Annotated in this window: 17 protein-coding genes; 11 read left to right on the top strand and 6 right to left on the bottom strand. The window is 37.4% G+C overall.

Going from position 1 to position 17,905, the window contains the following annotated elements:
- Nucleotides 1-7: 7 nt before the first annotated feature.
- Nucleotides 8-1,534, bottom strand: coding sequence for an AbgT family transporter (locus tag V6E76_RS01805; RefSeq protein WP_247348481.1), 1,527 nt, complete (start codon nt 1,532-1,534; stop codon nt 8-10).
- Between the two features lie 186 nt (nt 1,535-1,720).
- On the opposite strand from V6E76_RS01805, the gene V6E76_RS01800 reads away from it, so the two are divergent.
- The 9 genes from V6E76_RS01800 to V6E76_RS01760 all read left to right on the top strand — a co-directional run bounded on the left by V6E76_RS01800 (nt 1,721) and on the right by V6E76_RS01760 (nt 9,681).
- Nucleotides 1,721-2,599, top strand: a complete 879-nt coding sequence (locus tag V6E76_RS01800; protein ID WP_247348464.1) for a DegV family protein — start codon at nt 1,721-1,723, stop codon at nt 2,597-2,599.
- Between the two features lie 48 nt (nt 2,600-2,647).
- Nucleotides 2,648-3,421 carry a DNA alkylation repair protein gene (locus tag V6E76_RS01795; protein ID WP_247348461.1) on the top strand — a complete coding sequence of 258 codons (774 nt, stop codon included), beginning with the start codon at nt 2,648-2,650 and terminating at the stop codon, nt 3,419-3,421.
- A 123-nt stretch (nt 3,422-3,544) separates the two neighbouring features.
- Nucleotides 3,545-4,423 (top strand): PepSY domain-containing protein, encoded by an 879-nt coding sequence (locus V6E76_RS01790; protein WP_247348458.1) that lies wholly within the window; start codon nt 3,545-3,547, stop codon nt 4,421-4,423.
- An 80-nt stretch (nt 4,424-4,503) separates the two neighbouring features.
- A complete protein-coding gene (locus V6E76_RS01785; RefSeq protein ID WP_026865847.1) occupies nt 4,504-5,178 on the top strand; it encodes a response regulator transcription factor in 675 nt (224 codons plus the stop codon).
- 4 nt (nt 5,179-5,182) lie between these two features.
- Complete coding sequence (locus V6E76_RS01780; RefSeq protein WP_247348447.1) at nt 5,183-6,556, top strand: ATP-binding protein; 1,374 nt, start codon at nt 5,183-5,185, stop codon at nt 6,554-6,556.
- Nucleotides 6,540-7,310 carry a prolipoprotein diacylglyceryl transferase gene (locus V6E76_RS01775; protein WP_247348435.1) on the top strand — a complete coding sequence of 257 codons (771 nt, stop codon included), beginning with the start codon at nt 6,540-6,542 and terminating at the stop codon, nt 7,308-7,310. Before V6E76_RS01780 ends, V6E76_RS01775 begins: the two co-directional genes overlap by 17 nt.
- Nucleotides 7,311-7,379: 69 nt before the next feature.
- A complete protein-coding gene (locus V6E76_RS01770; RefSeq protein ID WP_247348434.1) occupies nt 7,380-7,814 on the top strand; it encodes a MarR family transcriptional regulator in 435 nt (144 codons plus the stop codon).
- Between the two features lie 132 nt (nt 7,815-7,946).
- The gene (locus V6E76_RS01765; protein WP_247348431.1) at nt 7,947-8,465 is read left to right on the top strand and encodes a GNAT family N-acetyltransferase; all 519 of its coding nucleotides are present in this window, start codon (nt 7,947-7,949) and stop codon (nt 8,463-8,465) included.
- 13 nt (nt 8,466-8,478) lie between these two features.
- On the top strand, nt 8,479-9,681 hold the full coding sequence (locus tag V6E76_RS01760; RefSeq protein WP_247348428.1) for an MFS transporter: 1,203 nt from the start codon (nt 8,479-8,481) through the stop codon (nt 9,679-9,681).
- 44 nt (nt 9,682-9,725) lie between these two features.
- On the opposite strand, the gene V6E76_RS01755 is transcribed toward V6E76_RS01760, so the two are convergent.
- Nucleotides 9,726-11,153, bottom strand: coding sequence for an aldehyde dehydrogenase family protein (locus V6E76_RS01755; RefSeq protein WP_247348425.1), 1,428 nt, complete (start codon nt 11,151-11,153; stop codon nt 9,726-9,728).
- Nucleotides 11,154-11,234: 81 nt separating this feature from the next.
- Nucleotides 11,235-11,582 (bottom strand): hypothetical protein, encoded by a 348-nt coding sequence (locus V6E76_RS01750; protein ID WP_247348423.1) that lies wholly within the window; start codon nt 11,580-11,582, stop codon nt 11,235-11,237.
- Between the two features lie 185 nt (nt 11,583-11,767).
- Here V6E76_RS01750 and V6E76_RS01745 point away from each other — a divergent pair, with 185 nt between their 5' ends.
- Together V6E76_RS01745 and V6E76_RS01740 are read left to right on the top strand one after the other, a co-directional pair.
- Complete coding sequence (locus V6E76_RS01745) at nt 11,768-12,784, top strand: PTS sugar transporter subunit IIC (RefSeq protein WP_247348533.1); 1,017 nt, start codon at nt 11,768-11,770, stop codon at nt 12,782-12,784.
- Between the two features lie 238 nt (nt 12,785-13,022).
- Nucleotides 13,023-14,525 (top strand): DASS family sodium-coupled anion symporter, encoded by a 1,503-nt coding sequence (locus V6E76_RS01740; RefSeq protein ID WP_247348419.1) that lies wholly within the window; start codon nt 13,023-13,025, stop codon nt 14,523-14,525.
- 46 nt (nt 14,526-14,571) lie between these two features.
- On the opposite strand, the gene V6E76_RS01735 is transcribed toward V6E76_RS01740, so the two are convergent.
- The 3 genes from V6E76_RS01735 to V6E76_RS01725 all read right to left on the bottom strand — a co-directional run bounded on the left by V6E76_RS01735 (nt 14,572) and on the right by V6E76_RS01725 (nt 17,855).
- Nucleotides 14,572-15,564 (bottom strand): putative sulfate exporter family transporter, encoded by a 993-nt coding sequence (locus V6E76_RS01735; protein ID WP_247348417.1) that lies wholly within the window; start codon nt 15,562-15,564, stop codon nt 14,572-14,574.
- A gap of 114 nt (nt 15,565-15,678) precedes the next feature.
- Nucleotides 15,679-17,244, bottom strand: coding sequence for a sodium/proline symporter PutP (gene putP, locus V6E76_RS01730; RefSeq protein ID WP_247348415.1), 1,566 nt, complete (start codon nt 17,242-17,244; stop codon nt 15,679-15,681).
- Nucleotides 17,245-17,414: 170 nt separating this feature from the next.
- Nucleotides 17,415-17,855, bottom strand: coding sequence for a YtoQ family protein (locus tag V6E76_RS01725; protein WP_247348412.1), 441 nt, complete (start codon nt 17,853-17,855; stop codon nt 17,415-17,417).
- Nucleotides 17,856-17,905 lie beyond the last annotated feature (50 nt).

The raw sequence follows: 17,905 nt of genomic DNA, 5'->3' as shown, positions 1-17,905 counted from the left end.
CCTAAGATTATTGTGCGCGGTCTTCTAGAAATACTGATGCTCCAGGTCCAAGCGGTAATCCTGTAAAGTAGAAAATAGCTAATAAAATAATCCATGCCAACAAGAAAACTAATGAGTATGGTAGCATCAGTGACATGTAAGTTCCAATGCTTGCATTCTTATCATAGCGCTGCATAAAGGCTAAAATGATAACCATGTATGGGAATAGTGGTGTAACGATGTTAATAGATGAATCTGCAATACGATAAGCTGCTTGAGTAAAGGCTGGATCGTAACCGAGTTGCATAAACATCGGTACAAATATTGGTGCTTCGATTGCCCATTTTGCTGAACCTGATGTAATCAAGAAGTTTAATAGGGCTGTGAAGATAACGTAGCCAATGATTAATGGGAGACCGGTAAATTCAACACTTTCTAAGAATTCAGCTCCATTTACAGCAAGCCATGTTCCTAAATTTGACCAGTTAAAGTAAGCAATGAACTGAGCAATCGCGAATACAAGTACAATATAACCAGCCATGTCCTTGATTGATTCGGTCATGTAATGTGTTGCATCTTTTGTGGAACGAATTTTCCCGGTTGTAACACCAAAAGCAAGCCCAATTAAAATAAAGAATATAAGTATGATTGGAACAATACCGTCAATGAATGGAGATGGAATAATACCACCATCTTCATTGGTTAAAGGACTGTTAGGTATGAAGATGACAGCAATAATTATGCCCCAGTATACTAGACCTGTTATTAATGCAGCAATCAGGCCTTTTTTGGCATTAGGTAATTCTTCTTCATTTTCTTCCTCAACACTGTCACCTGTGTATTTACCTAACCGTGGTTCAACAAATCTAGAAGTTAAAAGTCCACCAATAATTGTTAGCATAAATACTGAGATAATGTTGAAGTACCAGTTGTCTACAGGTGTAACAACGATTGAATCATCAATCAAACGTGCAGCCTCTGTTGAAATACCTGATAAAAGAACGTCGGTACCAGCGATGAAAAGGTTGGCCGTAAAACCAGCCCCAGCACCGGCAAAACCAGCTGCTAAACCTGCTAGTGGATGACGTCCAAGTTTATAGAAAACAAGTGCACCAAGGGGTGGGATAATAACAGCAGCAGCATCAGATGCTAAGTTACCCATGATACCCACAAATACTACTGTATAAGTTACTAGGAATGGTGGTGACTTGAGTATAGTTTTACGGATTGCGTAATCTAGTAAACCAACTTTCTCTGCAAGACCAATACCAAGCATCATAGAAAGTACCAGTCCAAGTGGTGCGAACCCTGTAAAGTTTTCGAGCATGGATGTGAGTATAAACTGAAGACCTGCCCCTGAAATTAAACTATTTATCGGTAGTTCTTCACCGTTACCTGGATGTATAACAGACGCATCGAATAAACTGAAAATCCAAGAAATAACAATGATTAAAAATGCTAATCCTAAAAATAATGCGAATGGGTCCGGAAGCTTGTTTCCGAGACGTTCTAATGTGTCTAGTAATTTCTGAAAAAACCCTTTTTTCTCTGTCATAAAAACCCTCCCATTTGTTATGTAAGTATTTGTGTATGCTAATTCATATACTTGAGTTTACATAATTATTAGAAAGTTGTCCATGCAATATAAACGATTTTGTAGTGGACTGTTTTTAATATACTTATACTACTGAATCTAATATAATAAGCTATAGTAAAATGTACGGATTCTAGGAGGAAAAAAATGAAAATTGCCTATATTGTAGACAGTACTGCAAGCCTGTCAGAAGAGTTAAGTAACCATCCAGATGTATTTCAGGTTCATCTATCGGTTACTTTTAGCGATGGCTCAGTTTTTAAAGATACTACAGATGAAAGTGCCTTGAAATCATTCTATCAACGACTTGCTAATGAAAAGGAATTGCCAAAATCATCTCAACCACAAGTTGGTGAGTACTATGAAGTCTGTGATGAGATAGTAAAAAGAGGCTATGATACTGTAATTGCAATTCATATCGGTAGTGGTATTAGTGGCACATATCAAAGTGCACAAATGGTTTTAGAAGAATACAAGGAAGAAGGCAAATTCGATTACCATCTTATCGATTCGAATGGGACATCATTCATTATTGAACATCTCCTAGCTGAAACAATCGCTTTAATCGAAAGCGGTGTAAGCGTTGAAGAAACGACTAAAGAAATAAATGATTTAGTTGGAGATACAAAAATATATCTAGCAGTTGATGATTTAAACTATCTTGTTAAAGGTGGGCGTCTTAGTGCAGGGAGTGCCTTTATTGGTAGTTTATTTAAGATTAAGCCGATTGTTCACTTTGCTAAAGATGGTAGCGTAAAACCATATGATAAGGTAAGAACGAACAGTAAAGTTATTAAATTGTGGGAATCACTAATAGATGAAGCAATGGATAAGTTCAATGGAAAAATCAAGATTGCTATTGCGCATGGTAATATTTCTGAAGAAGCTCACCAACTAAAAAAACGATTTGAAAACATGTATCCGGGTATAAGTTGTAGAGTAGGATTTCTAACTCCAGCTTTAGGAGTGCATGGTGGAATCGGAAGTAAGGGTCTCGGCATATTCCGTTATATTGACCATAAATAGAAAAAGGAGTCTCTTACGAGGCTCCTTTTTATTATAAGGAGAGAGATTATGTATAAGCGACCAGTAATGAAAGATTATTTTAATGAAGACTTAGCTCGACTGTATGCCGAACATATTAGTGAAGTCTACCCTGCTTTTGATAGAGCGAATTTTATTTATGATGTTGTTAAGGAAACAGAAAATAAGAGAATGTCTGAAAGGATTGAAGCGTTTAGCAGGCAACTAAAAAATTATTTGCCAAATGATTATATAGCAGCAACAGATATTATTATGTCGATACTTGGTGTAGAGAACGATGAATTCTATTTCCCTTTTGAAAAAATGTACTATTACAGAGCCTTATCAAAGTTTGTAGAAATGTATGGCCAAGATCATTTTGAACAATCTATTAAAACTATAGAAGAAATCACCAAAAGAGATACTGCTGAATTTGCCATACGCCCTTTTATAAGAGATGACTACGAGCGAGTTGAAACGGTATTCAGACGTTGGGCTAATGATGAAAACGCACATCTTCGACGCTTAGTAACTGAGGGTACTCGGCCACGCTTACCTTGGGCCAAAAAACTAGACTTTATAAAAGGTGACGTCACTGAGAATTTAAAACTATTGGAACCATTTTTAAGTGACTCATCACGCTACGTTGAAAAATCAGTTGGTAATCATCTTAATGATCTATCTAAATACGATGAGACAGCTGTCACTAATTTTATAAGTGAACATTTCGAGAAGACTAACCCTTTTATTATAAAACGTGCTTTAAGGACGCTAAAGAAAGCAGGAAATGCTAGAGCACTTGAGCTATTAGAGCAATTAAAATAGTTCAAATACTTTTTAATCATCCTTTAAGAATTGATTAACTAACCCTTAGCTTAGTCTGTCTATACTAAAGTCAGAAAGTTAAACAACCGATATGAAATCGGAAAAAATGGAGGATGATTGAAGATGAAAATGACAAAAAGTATCTTTGTAGGTGGCGCATTAGTTTCAGCCTTAGTGTTAGGAGCAACAAATGTTAATGCGGATGATATGGAATGGGATGACGACGACAACCAAGAGCAACTAAGTGGAGAAGCTCAAAAAGCAGCAGATAAAGCAGTAGCAGAATACGGTGGTAAGGTGACAGAAATCGAATACGACGAAGATGACGGCCAATATTACTACGAAATTGAAATTGAAAATAACGGTGAAGACTTTGATGTTAAAGTTAAGGCAGATGACCTAAGTATTATAGAGGATGATCTTGATGTAGACGACCGCGATGACGATATAGATGAAGCGGAAGATGATCGTGATGATGACAGAGACGAAGCGGATGAAAGAGATGACGACGACCGTGACGATAGAAATGAAGTCCAAGCGGCAGAAAAGACTTCTAAATCAAACAACGAAAATACGAATCAAGTTGCATTAGAAGATGCATTTGAAGGTGACAAAGTTGCCAATGCTGTAAAGAAAGCCCAAGAGGAATTTGATGGCATCTTAGAGAGTGTGAATTACCAAGAAGATGATGGTGATCACTATTACGAAGTGACGCTTGTAAACAAAAATGATGAATATGAAGTTAAATACAATGTCAATGATCTTAAGGTTATAGATGAAGAAAGAGACGATGATAGTGATGACTTCAAAAATGTTGAGAAAGCTCAGGATGTAAAGATTCTATCACTACAAGATGCTAAGGCGCTTGCTAAAAGTGAAGTAGATGGCACAATTACAGAATGGGATTACGATGTTGATGACTTCGAATACGATTTTGAAATCGGTGACTATGAAGTTAAAATCAATGCTAAAACTGGTGAAGTAACTGAAGTAGAAGACTAAGAAATACGCCCATATGGGCGTATTTTTACTCATAGTCAACATGATATAATGACCGTAAGAATGAACTGTGAGGGGATATCATGGAGCAAATATTGATTGTAGAAGATGATGAGAAGATTGCTAGAGTGATTCAACTAGAACTGGACTACGAAGGCTATAAAACTGAAATAGCATATACGGGGAAAGAAGCTTTGGAGAAATATGAAGATGGCGCGTTTGACCTAGTGCTCCTTGATGTAATGATTCCAAAGTTAAATGGCTTAGAAGTATTGAGACGGATACGGCTAAAAGATGAAGAAATTAAAGTCATCATGCTCACAGCAAGGGATGCAGTAATGGATAAGGTCAGTGGACTGGATTCAGGTGCCAATGACTATATGACTAAACCATTTGAAGTTGAAGAACTTCTCGCGAGAATTAGAGTACACTTAAAATCGACGACTGTAACAGAGACTAAATCAGAAGTTATAAAGCACCGACATATTGAAATTAACCCCATGTCTAGAGAAGTGTTCAGTAGTGGTGAAGCAGTCTATATGACTCAAAAAGAGTTCGATGTGCTGTTGTATCTTATGAATAATAAGAATCAGGCCTTGTCTCGTGAACAGATTATCGAGGCAGTATGGGGATATGATTACTTTGGAGATACGAACACTGTAGATGTTTATGTCAGATACATTAGAAAAAAACTAGATGAATCCAAGCCCTCCCTAATTTCTGCAGTTAGAGGAATCGGCTACATGATAAAGGACTAAACTTATGAAATTAGGAACTAAAATCCAACTTTACACCACACTGATGATTGCCATCGTCGTGATTTTAATTAATTTGCTTATTTATTTTTCTTATAAGCACTATTCTTTAGAAGCTGAGATGGGACAGTTAGAGAACAGAGGGAATAATATTATTTCTGAAGTTCAAAATGCGAGGGAAAGCAACATTAGTGGGGAAACAGTCCTACAGTATTTCTCACTGTCTAACGGTTATATCGCCTTACAAGATGAAGCGGGTGATTATATCGTTAGAATAGCGACGGATCAGAGCTATGTAGAGCTATCTGAGGACTATAGTACGAAGCAATACACTGACGTTACAAGTCTAGGTGAGCAGCATTTTGTTATGAGTTCCCAGCCTATTATTTGGGATAATGGGGAGGTGTACTCACTCCAAATATTTGAAAATGTTGAGTTTTTATATAGCACTTATAATATTCTGAAGTGGATTCTAGTCATATCATCAGTCGTGATTATACTTCTAGTCTTTATCTTAAACCGAGTAATAACTAACTTAATCATAGGGCCAATTAAACAAGTGATTAGACGTATGAATGACAAAGAAGGTGTTCGGCAATTTAAGACAATCTCAACAAACGAGTCTGATACTGAAGAATTAAAAATGCTGACAGATTCTTATAACGATATGATGTTAACTTTAAAGGCGCACGACGAAAACCAACAAGCCTTTATTATGAATGCATCCCATGAGCTAAAAACGCCACTCACAGTCATATCATCTTATGCTAAGATGTTAGAACGTTTTGGTCGGACAAGAAGTAATTTATTAGATGAAGGTATTACAGCAATTTCGGACGAAACGCTAAGAATGAAATATTTAACGGAACAATTCCTAAGTTTCACTCAAGTATCAAAAGAAGATGAAACAGAGAATAAAGAGTATATACCCGTCGTCCATCTTGTTAATGACGTATCAAAACGATTAGAAAAAGCATTTAATCGAAAGATCGACGTGAGTACAGATGGTACAAATCCTCATATATATATTAATACGCAGTCCTTTGAGCAATTGATTAAAATATTTTTAGATAATGCCTATAAGTATAGTCAAGAATCGATTGAAGTGAACATAAGTAAGGATGCTGAAAAAGTATTTGTAGAAATTCGTGATAGAGGTATTGGTATACCTCAGGCAGAACTCAATCAAATATTTGAAAGATTTTATAGAGTAGACAAAGCAAGAGCAAGAAAGACAGGGGGCTCTGGCCTTGGTCTAGCTATAGCCAAAACACTGGCAGATAAAAACGGTATTGAGATTCAAGTGGACAGTGAATTGAACAAAGGTACAACCTTTACGCTAATTATAGATATGGAGGTGGATCATGACGAAGCGGAATAAATTAGTGTTTGCCATATGCGCTGTTATCATCGGTATCATCGCTGGAATGGTATTTGTATTTTTCAACCAAGAAGACCTGATTAACGAAGATGAGGCCAAGGCAATCGTTACAGAACGTTACGGTGGTTCGGTAGAAGCTGTAGAAGAAGGTGCAGACGATGACATTTACATCGTCAATGTTGAAGGAGATACAGGTACTCATAAGATCACAATTAACCGCCATGATTCATCGGTAGAAGCTATTGAAACTATTGCGAAACCGTCAGAGGATACTGCGGCTGATGATTCAAATACTTCACAAGAACAGAATGAGGCGACTGAAAATGAGAAATCTACTGATTCTGTAAAAACAGAAGATGAGTCAGAGACAGCTCCATCTAAAAAAGAGGAAGCCGCTGAATCGAATGAACCTGAAATTTTAACAGTTGAGCAAGCAGAAAATGCTGCTGCAAATGAAGTTGGTGGCAACAATGTGTATTCTACTTGGAGCGGTGAAGGGCAAAATCGAGAGTATTATATTCTTCAGATTGTCGATGGTGATGATGAAGGCGCTTTGGTCTCTCTCAATGGTGTGACAGGACAAGTCAACAAGGTCGTCTACCTAGATGTTAGCGATGATGACTACGGGAATATTGAACAATTGATCTATGAAGCAAACACCTATGCTGATATGGTTGATGGTCGCTATATCGAATTCGATGATGAATATTTTGACGAAGAAGAGGATGATGACTACGAAGACGATGAAGACTAAAGTTGACATAATCACCTTGGTGATGTACAATTTTATCGATTTCGTAGTAGTTGAGAGGTAATTAATTATATGGACAGAGTTGAAGAAAGTCTGAAGGCTTTTGTAGGAATTAAAAGAACGAATGACCTATTAGAAAAAAGCGTTAAAAAAGATGTGAGAAAACACGGCTTGAACATCAGTGAATTTGCTGTCATGGAATTGTTATACAACAAAGGCCCACAGCCAATTAACAGAATACAAGAACGCATTTTAATAGCAAACTCAAGTACGACTTACGTTTTAGATAAGTTACAAGAAAAAGAATATATCGTACGTTTGCGTGACGAGCACGACAAGCGGAGTATGACAGTCGAACTCACTGAACAGGGTCAAGCTCTAATCGGTGACATATTCCCCAGTCATGCGAACCTATTGTCGAGTCTCTTTGACGAATTGAGTGATGAAGAACTTTCTCAATTCAGAAATATGTTAAAGAAAATTAGTGCCGTAGCAGTCGATAAATAACCTTTACCCCTTAAGCTGAACTCAGGGTTCCAGTTTATGGGGTATTTTTAATATGTTAAATGATTAGTTTGTATTTAATTGTCAAACTGTTCTATAGTATTAAGTAAATACAATTCGAAAGTGTGTGTAAATATGTTAGAAAAACTAGAAGACAAAGCGTTTGATCTTGTTTATCAGCTCATGGCAGAGTCATTTCCAGAGTCAGAGAGACGAACGTATCAAGGTCAAAAAGATTTACTGAAACTTAATAATTATAACATACTCGTGCTAAAGGAAAATGACGATATTCTTGCATTTTATGCAGTATGGGAAAATGAGAAATATCGCTTTATAGAGCATTTAGCAGTTAACCCTAACTATCGTTCAAGAGGTCTCGGGTCTAAAACCTTACAAGCTTTCCATGACCTAGATAACAAACCAGTCATTCTTGAAGTAGAAGTCCCTGATGATGAAACGAAGAAAAGACGTGTGCAATTTTACGAGAAAAATGGTTACTATCTAACTGATTTTAAGTATATGCAGCCTAAAATCAATAAGGACTTAGACACCGTAGAACTCGTACAGATGACGTATCCAAGAGAATTAAGTACAGCCGAATTAACTGAAGCTAAAGCGTGGTTAGATCGAACAGTATACAAAGATACACATTAAAGAGGGATGAAAAATGAAATTTATAGAGCGGGGTACTTCAAAATATAAGCAGACCGTATTAGCTTTTTTTGCAGCAGGTTTTAATACTTTTGCGATTTTGTATGTCGTGCAACCAATATTACCAGACCTAACGACTTTTTATAATGTTACACCGACTGCAGCAAGTCTTAGTCTTTCAGTGACAACATTTACATTGGCTATCAGCATGCTGTTTTTTGGGTCTTTATCAGAAACAGTTGGGCGAAAGAATATTATGATAACTTCTATGTTAGTCGCGTCTTTACTCTGTATTTTAACGGCATTTAGCCCAACATTCTCAAGCCTAATTGTGATGCGTGCGCTACAGGGTGTAGCCCTAGCGGGGTTACCTTCCATTGCCATGGCTTATCTTGGAGAGGAAATACATCCAACTAGCTTACCCGGGGCAATGGGTCTATACATAAGTGGGAATGCCCTTGGAGCGGTATTTGGACGGGTCTTTGCAGGACTTACAGCGGGTTTGTGGAGCTGGCAAGTCGGTGTAATCGGAGTTGGTGTAGTGAGCTTAATTGCAACCGTCATTTTCTGGTTCTCGTTGTCACCCTCTCAACATTTTACTAAAAGAGAATTTAATCTATTAAGTTTATTAAAAACACTAGCTGCACATATAAAAAATCCTTTACTAGTTATCCTATTTGTTATGGGTTTCCTACTACTTGGAACCAATGTGTCTGTGTATAACTACGTATCATTCGTGCTCATTGAAGATTATCAAGTGAGTCAAACTATAGTCAGTTGGATTTATTTAATTTTCTTAGTTGGAGTATTAAGCTCAATGATTTCTGGTCGTTTAGTTTACCAATATGGGAAGACAACGATGTTATATACAGCATTCATCATTTCGATTTCAGGCTTACTAATTTTGTTAATCCCATCACTTATTGCGATTATCATTGGACTCGTCATGTTTACCTTTGGCTTCTTTATTGCACACTCATTAACCAGTGGCTGGGTTGGTAGTATCGCCCACAATAACAAGGCTCAGGCCTCATCACTTTACTTGTTTTTCTACTACACAGGATCTAGTGTTGGTGGTACCTTAGCCGGCTTATTCTGGGGACTAGCTGGTTGGTACGGCGTATCCCTAATGAATATTTCATTTTTAGTGCTCGGATTAATACTCTATATGACTTTTTTATACTTACTAAAAAGAAGAATTTGGCATTTTAGAATATAAAAAATCGTCCGTTTTTTAAACGGACGATTTTCTGTATCTAAATTCTATTCGAAATAGCCTTTAATTGATTTTACTTCTAGGAATTCTTCTAAGCCGTAGTCGCCCCATTCACGACCTATACCTGACTGTTTATAACCACCGAATGGTAAATCATTTGTACCTTTACCTTCGTTGATAATCACTGTACCTGCTTCGATAGAACGTGCCACTTGTTTAAGTTTTTCTGAATCCTTACCAACGACATAGCCTGCAAGTCCGTATACTGTGTCATTGGCAATTTTAATTGAATCTTCTAAAGTATCGTAGGTGATAATGCTCATTACTGGACCAAAAATTTCTTCTTGAGCAATCGTCATACTGTTGTCTACATTCGTGAAGATTGTCGGTTTAACAAAGTAACCTGTTTCTAGACCTTCGGGTTTGCCTGTACCGCCTAATTGTAAGGTTGCACCTTCAGCTTCACCTTTTTCAATATAACTTTGGACTCTATCAACTTGTGTTTTGCTAATTAAGGGTCCAACTTCGACACCACTATCTTTTGGATTACCAACTTTGACTTGTGACATTTTTTCAGTTACTTTCTCGATAAAGGCTTCTTTCATACTTTCAGGGACGATTGTACGTGTTGCTGCTGTACAAACTTGGCCTGTGTTTCTAACCACTCTTCCAGTTGCAATGCGAGCAGCTTCATCTATATCTGCGTCATCTAAAACGATCAATGGTGATTTACCACCTAGTTCAAGTGCAACTTTCTTGAAGTCTTGTGCTGATTTTTCCATGATGCTTCGGCCTGCGCGACCAGAACCAGTAAATGACATCATACGTACATCTGGGTGTTCACTTAATGGAATTCCGACACCTTCACCGTCACCATTTACTAAGTTGAAGACACCTTTAGGTACACCAGCTGCTTCAAAAATTTCTGCTAGTAATACTGCAGTAACAGGTGTTTCTTCACTTGGTTTTAAGACAACTGGTGACCCTGCTGCAAAGGCAGCTGACAATTTCAATGCTGTCTGGTTCGTTGGGAAGTTCCATGGTGTTATTAAACCTGCCACACCAATACTTTCCTTAACGATTAAAGCATCACCACGCTGCTCCTCAAATTCAAAAGTATCTAAGGTTTTAGCAGCAGTTTTAAAATGCCCTAAACCAGCATTATAGTGTGTTTGCTCAGTCATATCTATTGGCGAACCAAGTTCGTTAGAAATTGTTTCGATTAGATCATCTTTACGTTTTTCATATTCTTCAGCAATACGTTCTAGCATCGCTTGACGCTCTTTTACTGGAGTATTACGAAATTCTAAATATACGTCTTTAGCTGCATCGACCGCTTTGTCTACATCCGCTTTGTTACCAGCTGCAACAGTTGCAAATGCCTCTTCTGTTGCGGGGTTAATGACATCTATAGTTGATTTGCTATCACTATCAACCCATTCGCCATTTATAAACTGCTTGTTATAGTTTAACAATTAAAAGACCTCCAAAATATGTTGTCTTTATATTTATCCTTTAACTGCAATTTTTAAACACGATTAATTAGCTATTGAGCATTATTTACGGAATGAGTCTAAGAAGCTTAAGGTACTAAGGCCGAGTAGTTTCAAGGCTTTTTTACTTCCTTCAAATCCATGACCTGCTTTGAAGTGTTTTATGACTGCAACACCGAGTACTGCGTTAACTAAAAGTGTACCAATTCTTGTAAAGGTCTTACCAAAGAAAGATAAGAACAAGAAGATAGAACCTACTGCCTCTAAATAGCCTGCTAATTTCATTTGATCAGCATTCACGTTAAACTCAGATTCAAAATCTTCACCTAGGTTTCCGTCCGCTTTGATCTTGTCTAAGCCACCTTCAATAAGTTGAGATCCAAGATAAGCATTTGCTAAGTATTTAATCATAATAATGCCTCCATTTTTTGTAATTTAATGTATTATAACATTTTTAGTTTAACATAAAGATAAGTTATTCTTTAAACTCAAGTAATTGACTTAAATTTTTTGTTATGATAACTTAATCTCATTGTAATTTTGAAAGGCTTTTCATAATTATACACTGATAGATATACAATGTGGGGGTTTTGGAAATTGACGAGCTGTTAAGTATTGGATTACTTTTAGTTATTTTACTAGTTTTTACGTTATTTACGCATTTCGCGCCATATGGATCTAAAGTTATGGGTGCATTTGCAGGTGCAGCTATTGCGACATATTTAGTTGAGGCACTGAATACATTCGTGATAGGTGACATATTTGGAATACCGTTTTTCCAAGATGCGGGTGCAGTTGCAGGTAGTCTCGACGGCACAATTGTCGTTATGCTAGTTGCCTTAGCAATGAAAGTTGCACCGGTCAATGCAGCAATATTAGCTGCTGGTTTCGGAGATATGGGTCTAATTCCCGGTTTGTTTTCTGCTTATCTAGTGTCATTCTTTGTACTTTGGTTGCAGAAAGTTGTACCGAAGGGCTTAGACTTTATTATCGTGATCCTTGTTGGTCTACCAGCAATTAGATTACTTGGATTAGGCATCACACCACTAGTAGACAACTCATTACTAGAAATTGGTGCAATCATTCAAACTGCAACTGAAACAAACCCATTAGTAATGGGCTTAATGCTCGGTGGTATTGTTACAATAGTTGGAATTTCACCACTAAGTTCTATGGCATTAACAGCCTTACTTGGATTAACAGGTATACCGATGGCTGTTGCAGCATTATCAGCATTTGCATCATCTCCAGCTAGTGCTTGGCTCTTCTATAAGTTGAAAATAGGAGATTTAAAGTCCATTATTTCTGTGGCAATAGAACCGTTGTCTAAGGCAGACTTAGTGACTGCAAACCCTATACCGATGTATGTGACAAACTTTGTAGGTGGGGCTTTATCGGGTGTCGTTATTGCGACGTCAGGTATGGTCAATGATGCCCCAGGAACTGCAGCACCAGTGCCAGGTTTACTTGTAATGTTTGGTTATAATCCTGCAGGACAAGTGCTTATGTACGCTGCAATCTGTGCAGTAATTTCATTTACTGTTGCCGTAATCGGTAGTTATGTATTTAGAAATGTAAAAATTTACAATAGCGAAGCTTTGGAAGAAGATTAAGTGCAAAAAAGGCATGGCTCATATGCGCCATGCCTTTTTTTCGTTCGGTAGGTATATATAATCTTTATTATAAATAAATAAAAGCTAATAGGCAAAGTTGAAAACGAATACAAAATTCCTCTTTTTAAAAGTTTGATGAAATTATGACAAATTAGCTTTGAGAAGCATTTGTAGTAACAAAAAATGGTATATTTGCAGTGATAAAGATAATAAATTTTATAAAGGAGAAAGAACTGTTATGGCGAATCAGAAAGAACAAAAAGCGTATAAGCCGCTTTGGATTATTGTAGCCTTTTTAGTTTTAATTATTATTAATTTCTTGCCAGCACCTGAAGCTCTTGGTGTAGTTGGTTTAAGGTCATTATCTGTACTAGCATTTGCAGTCATCATGTGGGTAACAGAAGCAGTGAAATATCCAGTATCCGCAGTAATGATAGTTGGCCTACTCATTATTTTACTTGGGCTGTCTCCAGTACCAGGAAATGAAATTGGGGAAGCGCTAGGTGTACCTGATGGAACAGATCAATTTGGTACAAGTAATGCACTTAGCCTTGCCTTTTCTGGTTTTTCTAGTTCAGCACTTGCCTTAGTTGCAGCAGCACTATTCTTAGCGAGTGCCATGCAGATTACTAACTTACATAAACGTTTAGCTCTGTACGTTTTACGTATTGTTGGTAACAAAACGAATGCAATTGTCTTAGGTACAATTTTAGTATCTATCTTACTTGCATTCTTCGTACCATCAGCAACAGCAAGAGCGGGTGCCGTTATACCAATTCTGATTGGTATGATTGCAGCCTTCGGTATGTCAAAAGATAGTCGTCTTGCAACACTCCTCGTTGTTACAGCAGTACAAGCTGTTTCTATTTGGAACATTGGTATTAAAACCGCAGCAGCACAAAACTTAGTCGCAATAGGCTTTATTAATGAAGCTATGGGAGAAGATGTATCATGGATTCAATGGTTCATCTATGCAGCACCGTTCTCTATCATTATGAGTATTTTATTATACTTCGTAATGACACGTTTCTTTAAAGCGGAAACAGATGAGATATCTGGTGGACGAGAGATGATCAACAGTGAAATTGAAAAACTCGGTCCAATAAAAGCAGTTGAGTGGCGTTTGATAACGATCGCAAGTTTACTTCTAGTATTCTGGGCGACAGAGGGAATCCTTCACCCATTTGATTCTTCATCCATTACTTTGATTGCACTTGCAATAATGTTAACACCTAAGATTGGTGTCTTTACTTGGAAGGAAGTAGAAGGGACAATCAACTGGGGTACAATTATCGTATTTGCGATAGGTATTTCACTAGGTACAGTACTACTTAGAACAGGTGCAGCGCAGTGGTTATCTGATGTTACATTTGGAGCTATGGGCTTAGATTCCTTACCACTTGTTGCTATTATTGCGCTAGTATCAATATTTAACATTGTAATTCACTTAGGGTTTGCGAGTGCAACATCACTTGCTTCAGCCTTGATTCCAGTGTTTATTGCCTTAACGACAACATTGAATTTTGGAGATTCATCACTAGGATTTGTCCTAATACAACAATTTGTAATCTGTTTCGGTTTCCTCTTACCAGTAAGTGCTCCCCAGAATATGCTTGCTTATGGTACAGGAACATTTACAGTACAAGACCTACTTAAATCAGGTATCTTCCTGACAGTCGGAGGTTACATTTTAATCATCATCATGTCAGCAACATACTGGCAGTGGATTGGCTTACTATAAAGCATAAAAAACTGGTGGATTGCCAAAAGGCAGTTCACCAGTTTTTTTAGTTTATAAAGCTTGCGACATAGTAAGTAACTAGGGATAAAATAATAGATACAATAATTAAGGCAATCAGTGGTTTCATTGCTTTTTCTCTAATAGATTTAAGAGAGACACTTAAGCCAAGCCCAACCATAGCCATAACCATTAGTAAGGTAGTGAGTTGATCAATAATATTTCGTATATTATCAGGTATGTAAATAAAACTGTTCAACACTGTGACAACTAAAAAGAAAACTAAGAAATAAGGTATATCAACTTTTCCTTTTGCATCTGTATGATTTCTCTTCGCGAATGCATACATAATAATAAAGCTGACTGGAATTAATAAGAATACTCGACTTAGTTTTGATAATAGGGCCATGGCCATTCCGTCATCCCCACCAGTTGCGCCTGCAAGAACCACTTGAGCAATTTCATGTAAGCTTAAGCCGCTCCATAGACCATAAACACTGTTGTCCATATTTATAGCTGGTCCAATAAAAGTATAAACTAAGGCGAAAGCTGTTCCGACAACTGAGATTAAACCAATACTAATAGCTGTATCTTCTTCTTTTGCTTTGGTTATTGAACTAACTGCTGAAATAGCGGCAGCACCACATATACCTGTCCCTGCAGCAAGCAAGAACATAATGGATGAATTTGTATTCATGAACTTATTAAAGATATGCATGAGTAAAAAGGATAAGAGAATCACACCTCCTCCAAGTACTAGCATAATCCAACCCTCAGAGATAATAAGTTGTAAATTTAATTTAAAGCCATAGAAAACAATCGCTACTCTTAGGAGTTTCTTAGCAGAAAAGGTAATGCCTGGGCGAATGGACTCAGGGTAACCCAATATTTGCCTGTAAATTAGACCGATAAGTAAGGCAATAGCTAAAGCACCAATGTTCTGTACAATAGGCAGTTGAGCTAAGCCCATACTGATTAATGCAATAAGTAAAGTAAAAGCAATACCCAATATAAATGTTCTGTTTAAATATTTTTCTGTCATTTGTCCACCTCATTTAAAGATTATCATATCTCTATCTTTAAAGGGGAGAGACTTTTAAATAAAAAAACCATCACTCATTATATTAACAAATGAGTGATGGACAAATCGTATTTACTACCCTTTAAGAATACGTTCAGTCTCTTCGAATTCGCGGGTGATTTCTGGTTTAAGTTCTTTCTTCTGAGTCATCTTACTTACGATTATACCAGCGAGTGTTGAAACGATAACCCCTGGAATTATTTCGTATAGTCCAGTGCCAAATGTACCGGCAGCAATCCAAATAATAACAGTTCCGGCACCACCGATAATTGCGGCAAGTGCACCTGAGCGTGTCATACCTTTCCAGTGTAGTGACATTACAACAAGCGGACCAAAGGCTGCACCGAACCCAGCCCAAGCATTGGCTACGATATTCAAGATAACTGATTCGTCATCCCATGCAATAATAATTGCAACAAGTGAAACGAGGATTACTGATAAACGACTCATTGCTACGTAAATCTTATCTAGTTCTTCGGGAGTTTTTGTTTCCTTGCCTCCAAGGACACGACGACGAATCATCTTATAGAAGTCCTGTACTAATGAACTAGATGTAACAAGTAGTTGAGATGAAATTGTACTCATAATCGCTGCTAGAATCGCTGCTAAGAAGAATCCGCCTACGAGTGGGTGGAAAAGCACCTGGCTCATTAGAATCAAGATTGTTTCCGGATCTTCTACATAGTGGCGTGTATGGTCAATGAAGACTACACCAAGTAAGCCTGAAATAGAAACTCCAGCGAGTGAAATCGCCATCCATGTAATACCGATACGACGCGCAGCTGGTAAAAGTTTGTGTGTTTTTATCGACATGAAACGAATAATGATGTGCGGTTGACCAAAGTAACCGAAGAACCATGCTAGGTTACTTATAATAGTTACAAATGAGACTCCACTGATTATAGAAAGATAGTTGATGTCATTTAAAGCACCAAGTTCTTCAAGCTTTATAAATGGTTCAACACCATCTCCAGTTAAAGTCAACCATGTTGCAATCGGCACCATGATAATCGCAATAAACATTATAACACCTTGGAAAAGGTCAGTTAAACTAACAGCTAAGTAACCTCCGACGAATGTGTAGATGATAACGACAGCTGCTGTAATAAATAATCCCCAGTGATATGGGAAGTCAAAAGCGTTCTCGAATAATTTACCACCTGATACCATGCCACTCGCAGTATAGACTGCAAAAAAGATAATGATAACAAGTCCCGCTATGATTCGTATTAGATGTGAGTTGTCTTTAAAACGATTCTCGAAATAGTCAGGAAGTGTAATTGAATTCTCGGATACTTCTGAGTAAATTCGTAGTCTCGGCGCAACGACTATGTAGTTTACATAAGCCCCAGCAGTTAAACCAATAGCGATCCATAAGCTAGACATACCGACGTCGTACATGCTACCAGGCAGACCCATAAGCATCCAACCGGACATATCTGAGGCACCTGCAGACAATGCAGTAACCCATGGCCCGATATTACGCCCACCGAGTGTATACTCATCCATAGTTGAAGTTGATTGTTTATAGGCGTATAAACCAACACCTACAAGTAATAAAAAGTATAGGCCAATCATTAAGTAATGTTGCCAACCTACAGAGAATGTAAAGCCAGAATTTAATGCACTATTTAAAATCATCTTATAAATCTCCCCTTTTGTAATATATTTTAGTAAGAGCAATATATCTGACACATGGGCCAATTATAGCGGTCATCGGGAAAATTTACAACGTCAATTGGAGTATTAAAAAAACTTAAAAAAATTAAGCCGCTTAGGTAAGGTGCTGAAGCGGCTTAATAAAAGTGAATTTATTTATAGATGTACTCGATAACTTCCATCGCTTGTTGAACATTTTCTGTAACAACATTCGCCTTTTGAGAGATTTCTTTTAAAGGATGAATAAGCTTTTCTGGGCGAACTAGAATGAGTGGTTTGCCGAGATTAATCGCTGTTGTTGCATCCATTGCGGTATTCCACTGTTTGTATTCTTCACCGAATAGGGCAATAACAATATCAGCTTTGTTCATCATTACTTGTGTGCGTAAATTATTGATGCTTGAAGCAGCACCATCACGGTAGTACTTACTTGGTTGCTCACCAAGAATGTTTTCACCAATATCATCAGATAAATCATGGTTGGTTTGTGGTGAGACAAAAGTTAATGGTAAGTTCTTTTCTTTTGATAATGTTTCGATTTCATCTCTCCAGTTAGAATGAATTTCTCCGGCTAAATATACTGTTAAATCCATTTTTACCCTCCTAATCGTCATTGCATAATAGTATATACCCTAAATCATTT

The organism is Jeotgalicoccus huakuii (assembly GCF_036665975.1).
GTDB lineage: Bacteria > Bacillota > Bacilli > Staphylococcales > Salinicoccaceae > Jeotgalicoccus > Jeotgalicoccus marinus.
The sequence above is the reverse complement of the archived record's forward strand: the minus strand, read 5'-3'. Positions and strand labels throughout refer to the sequence as shown.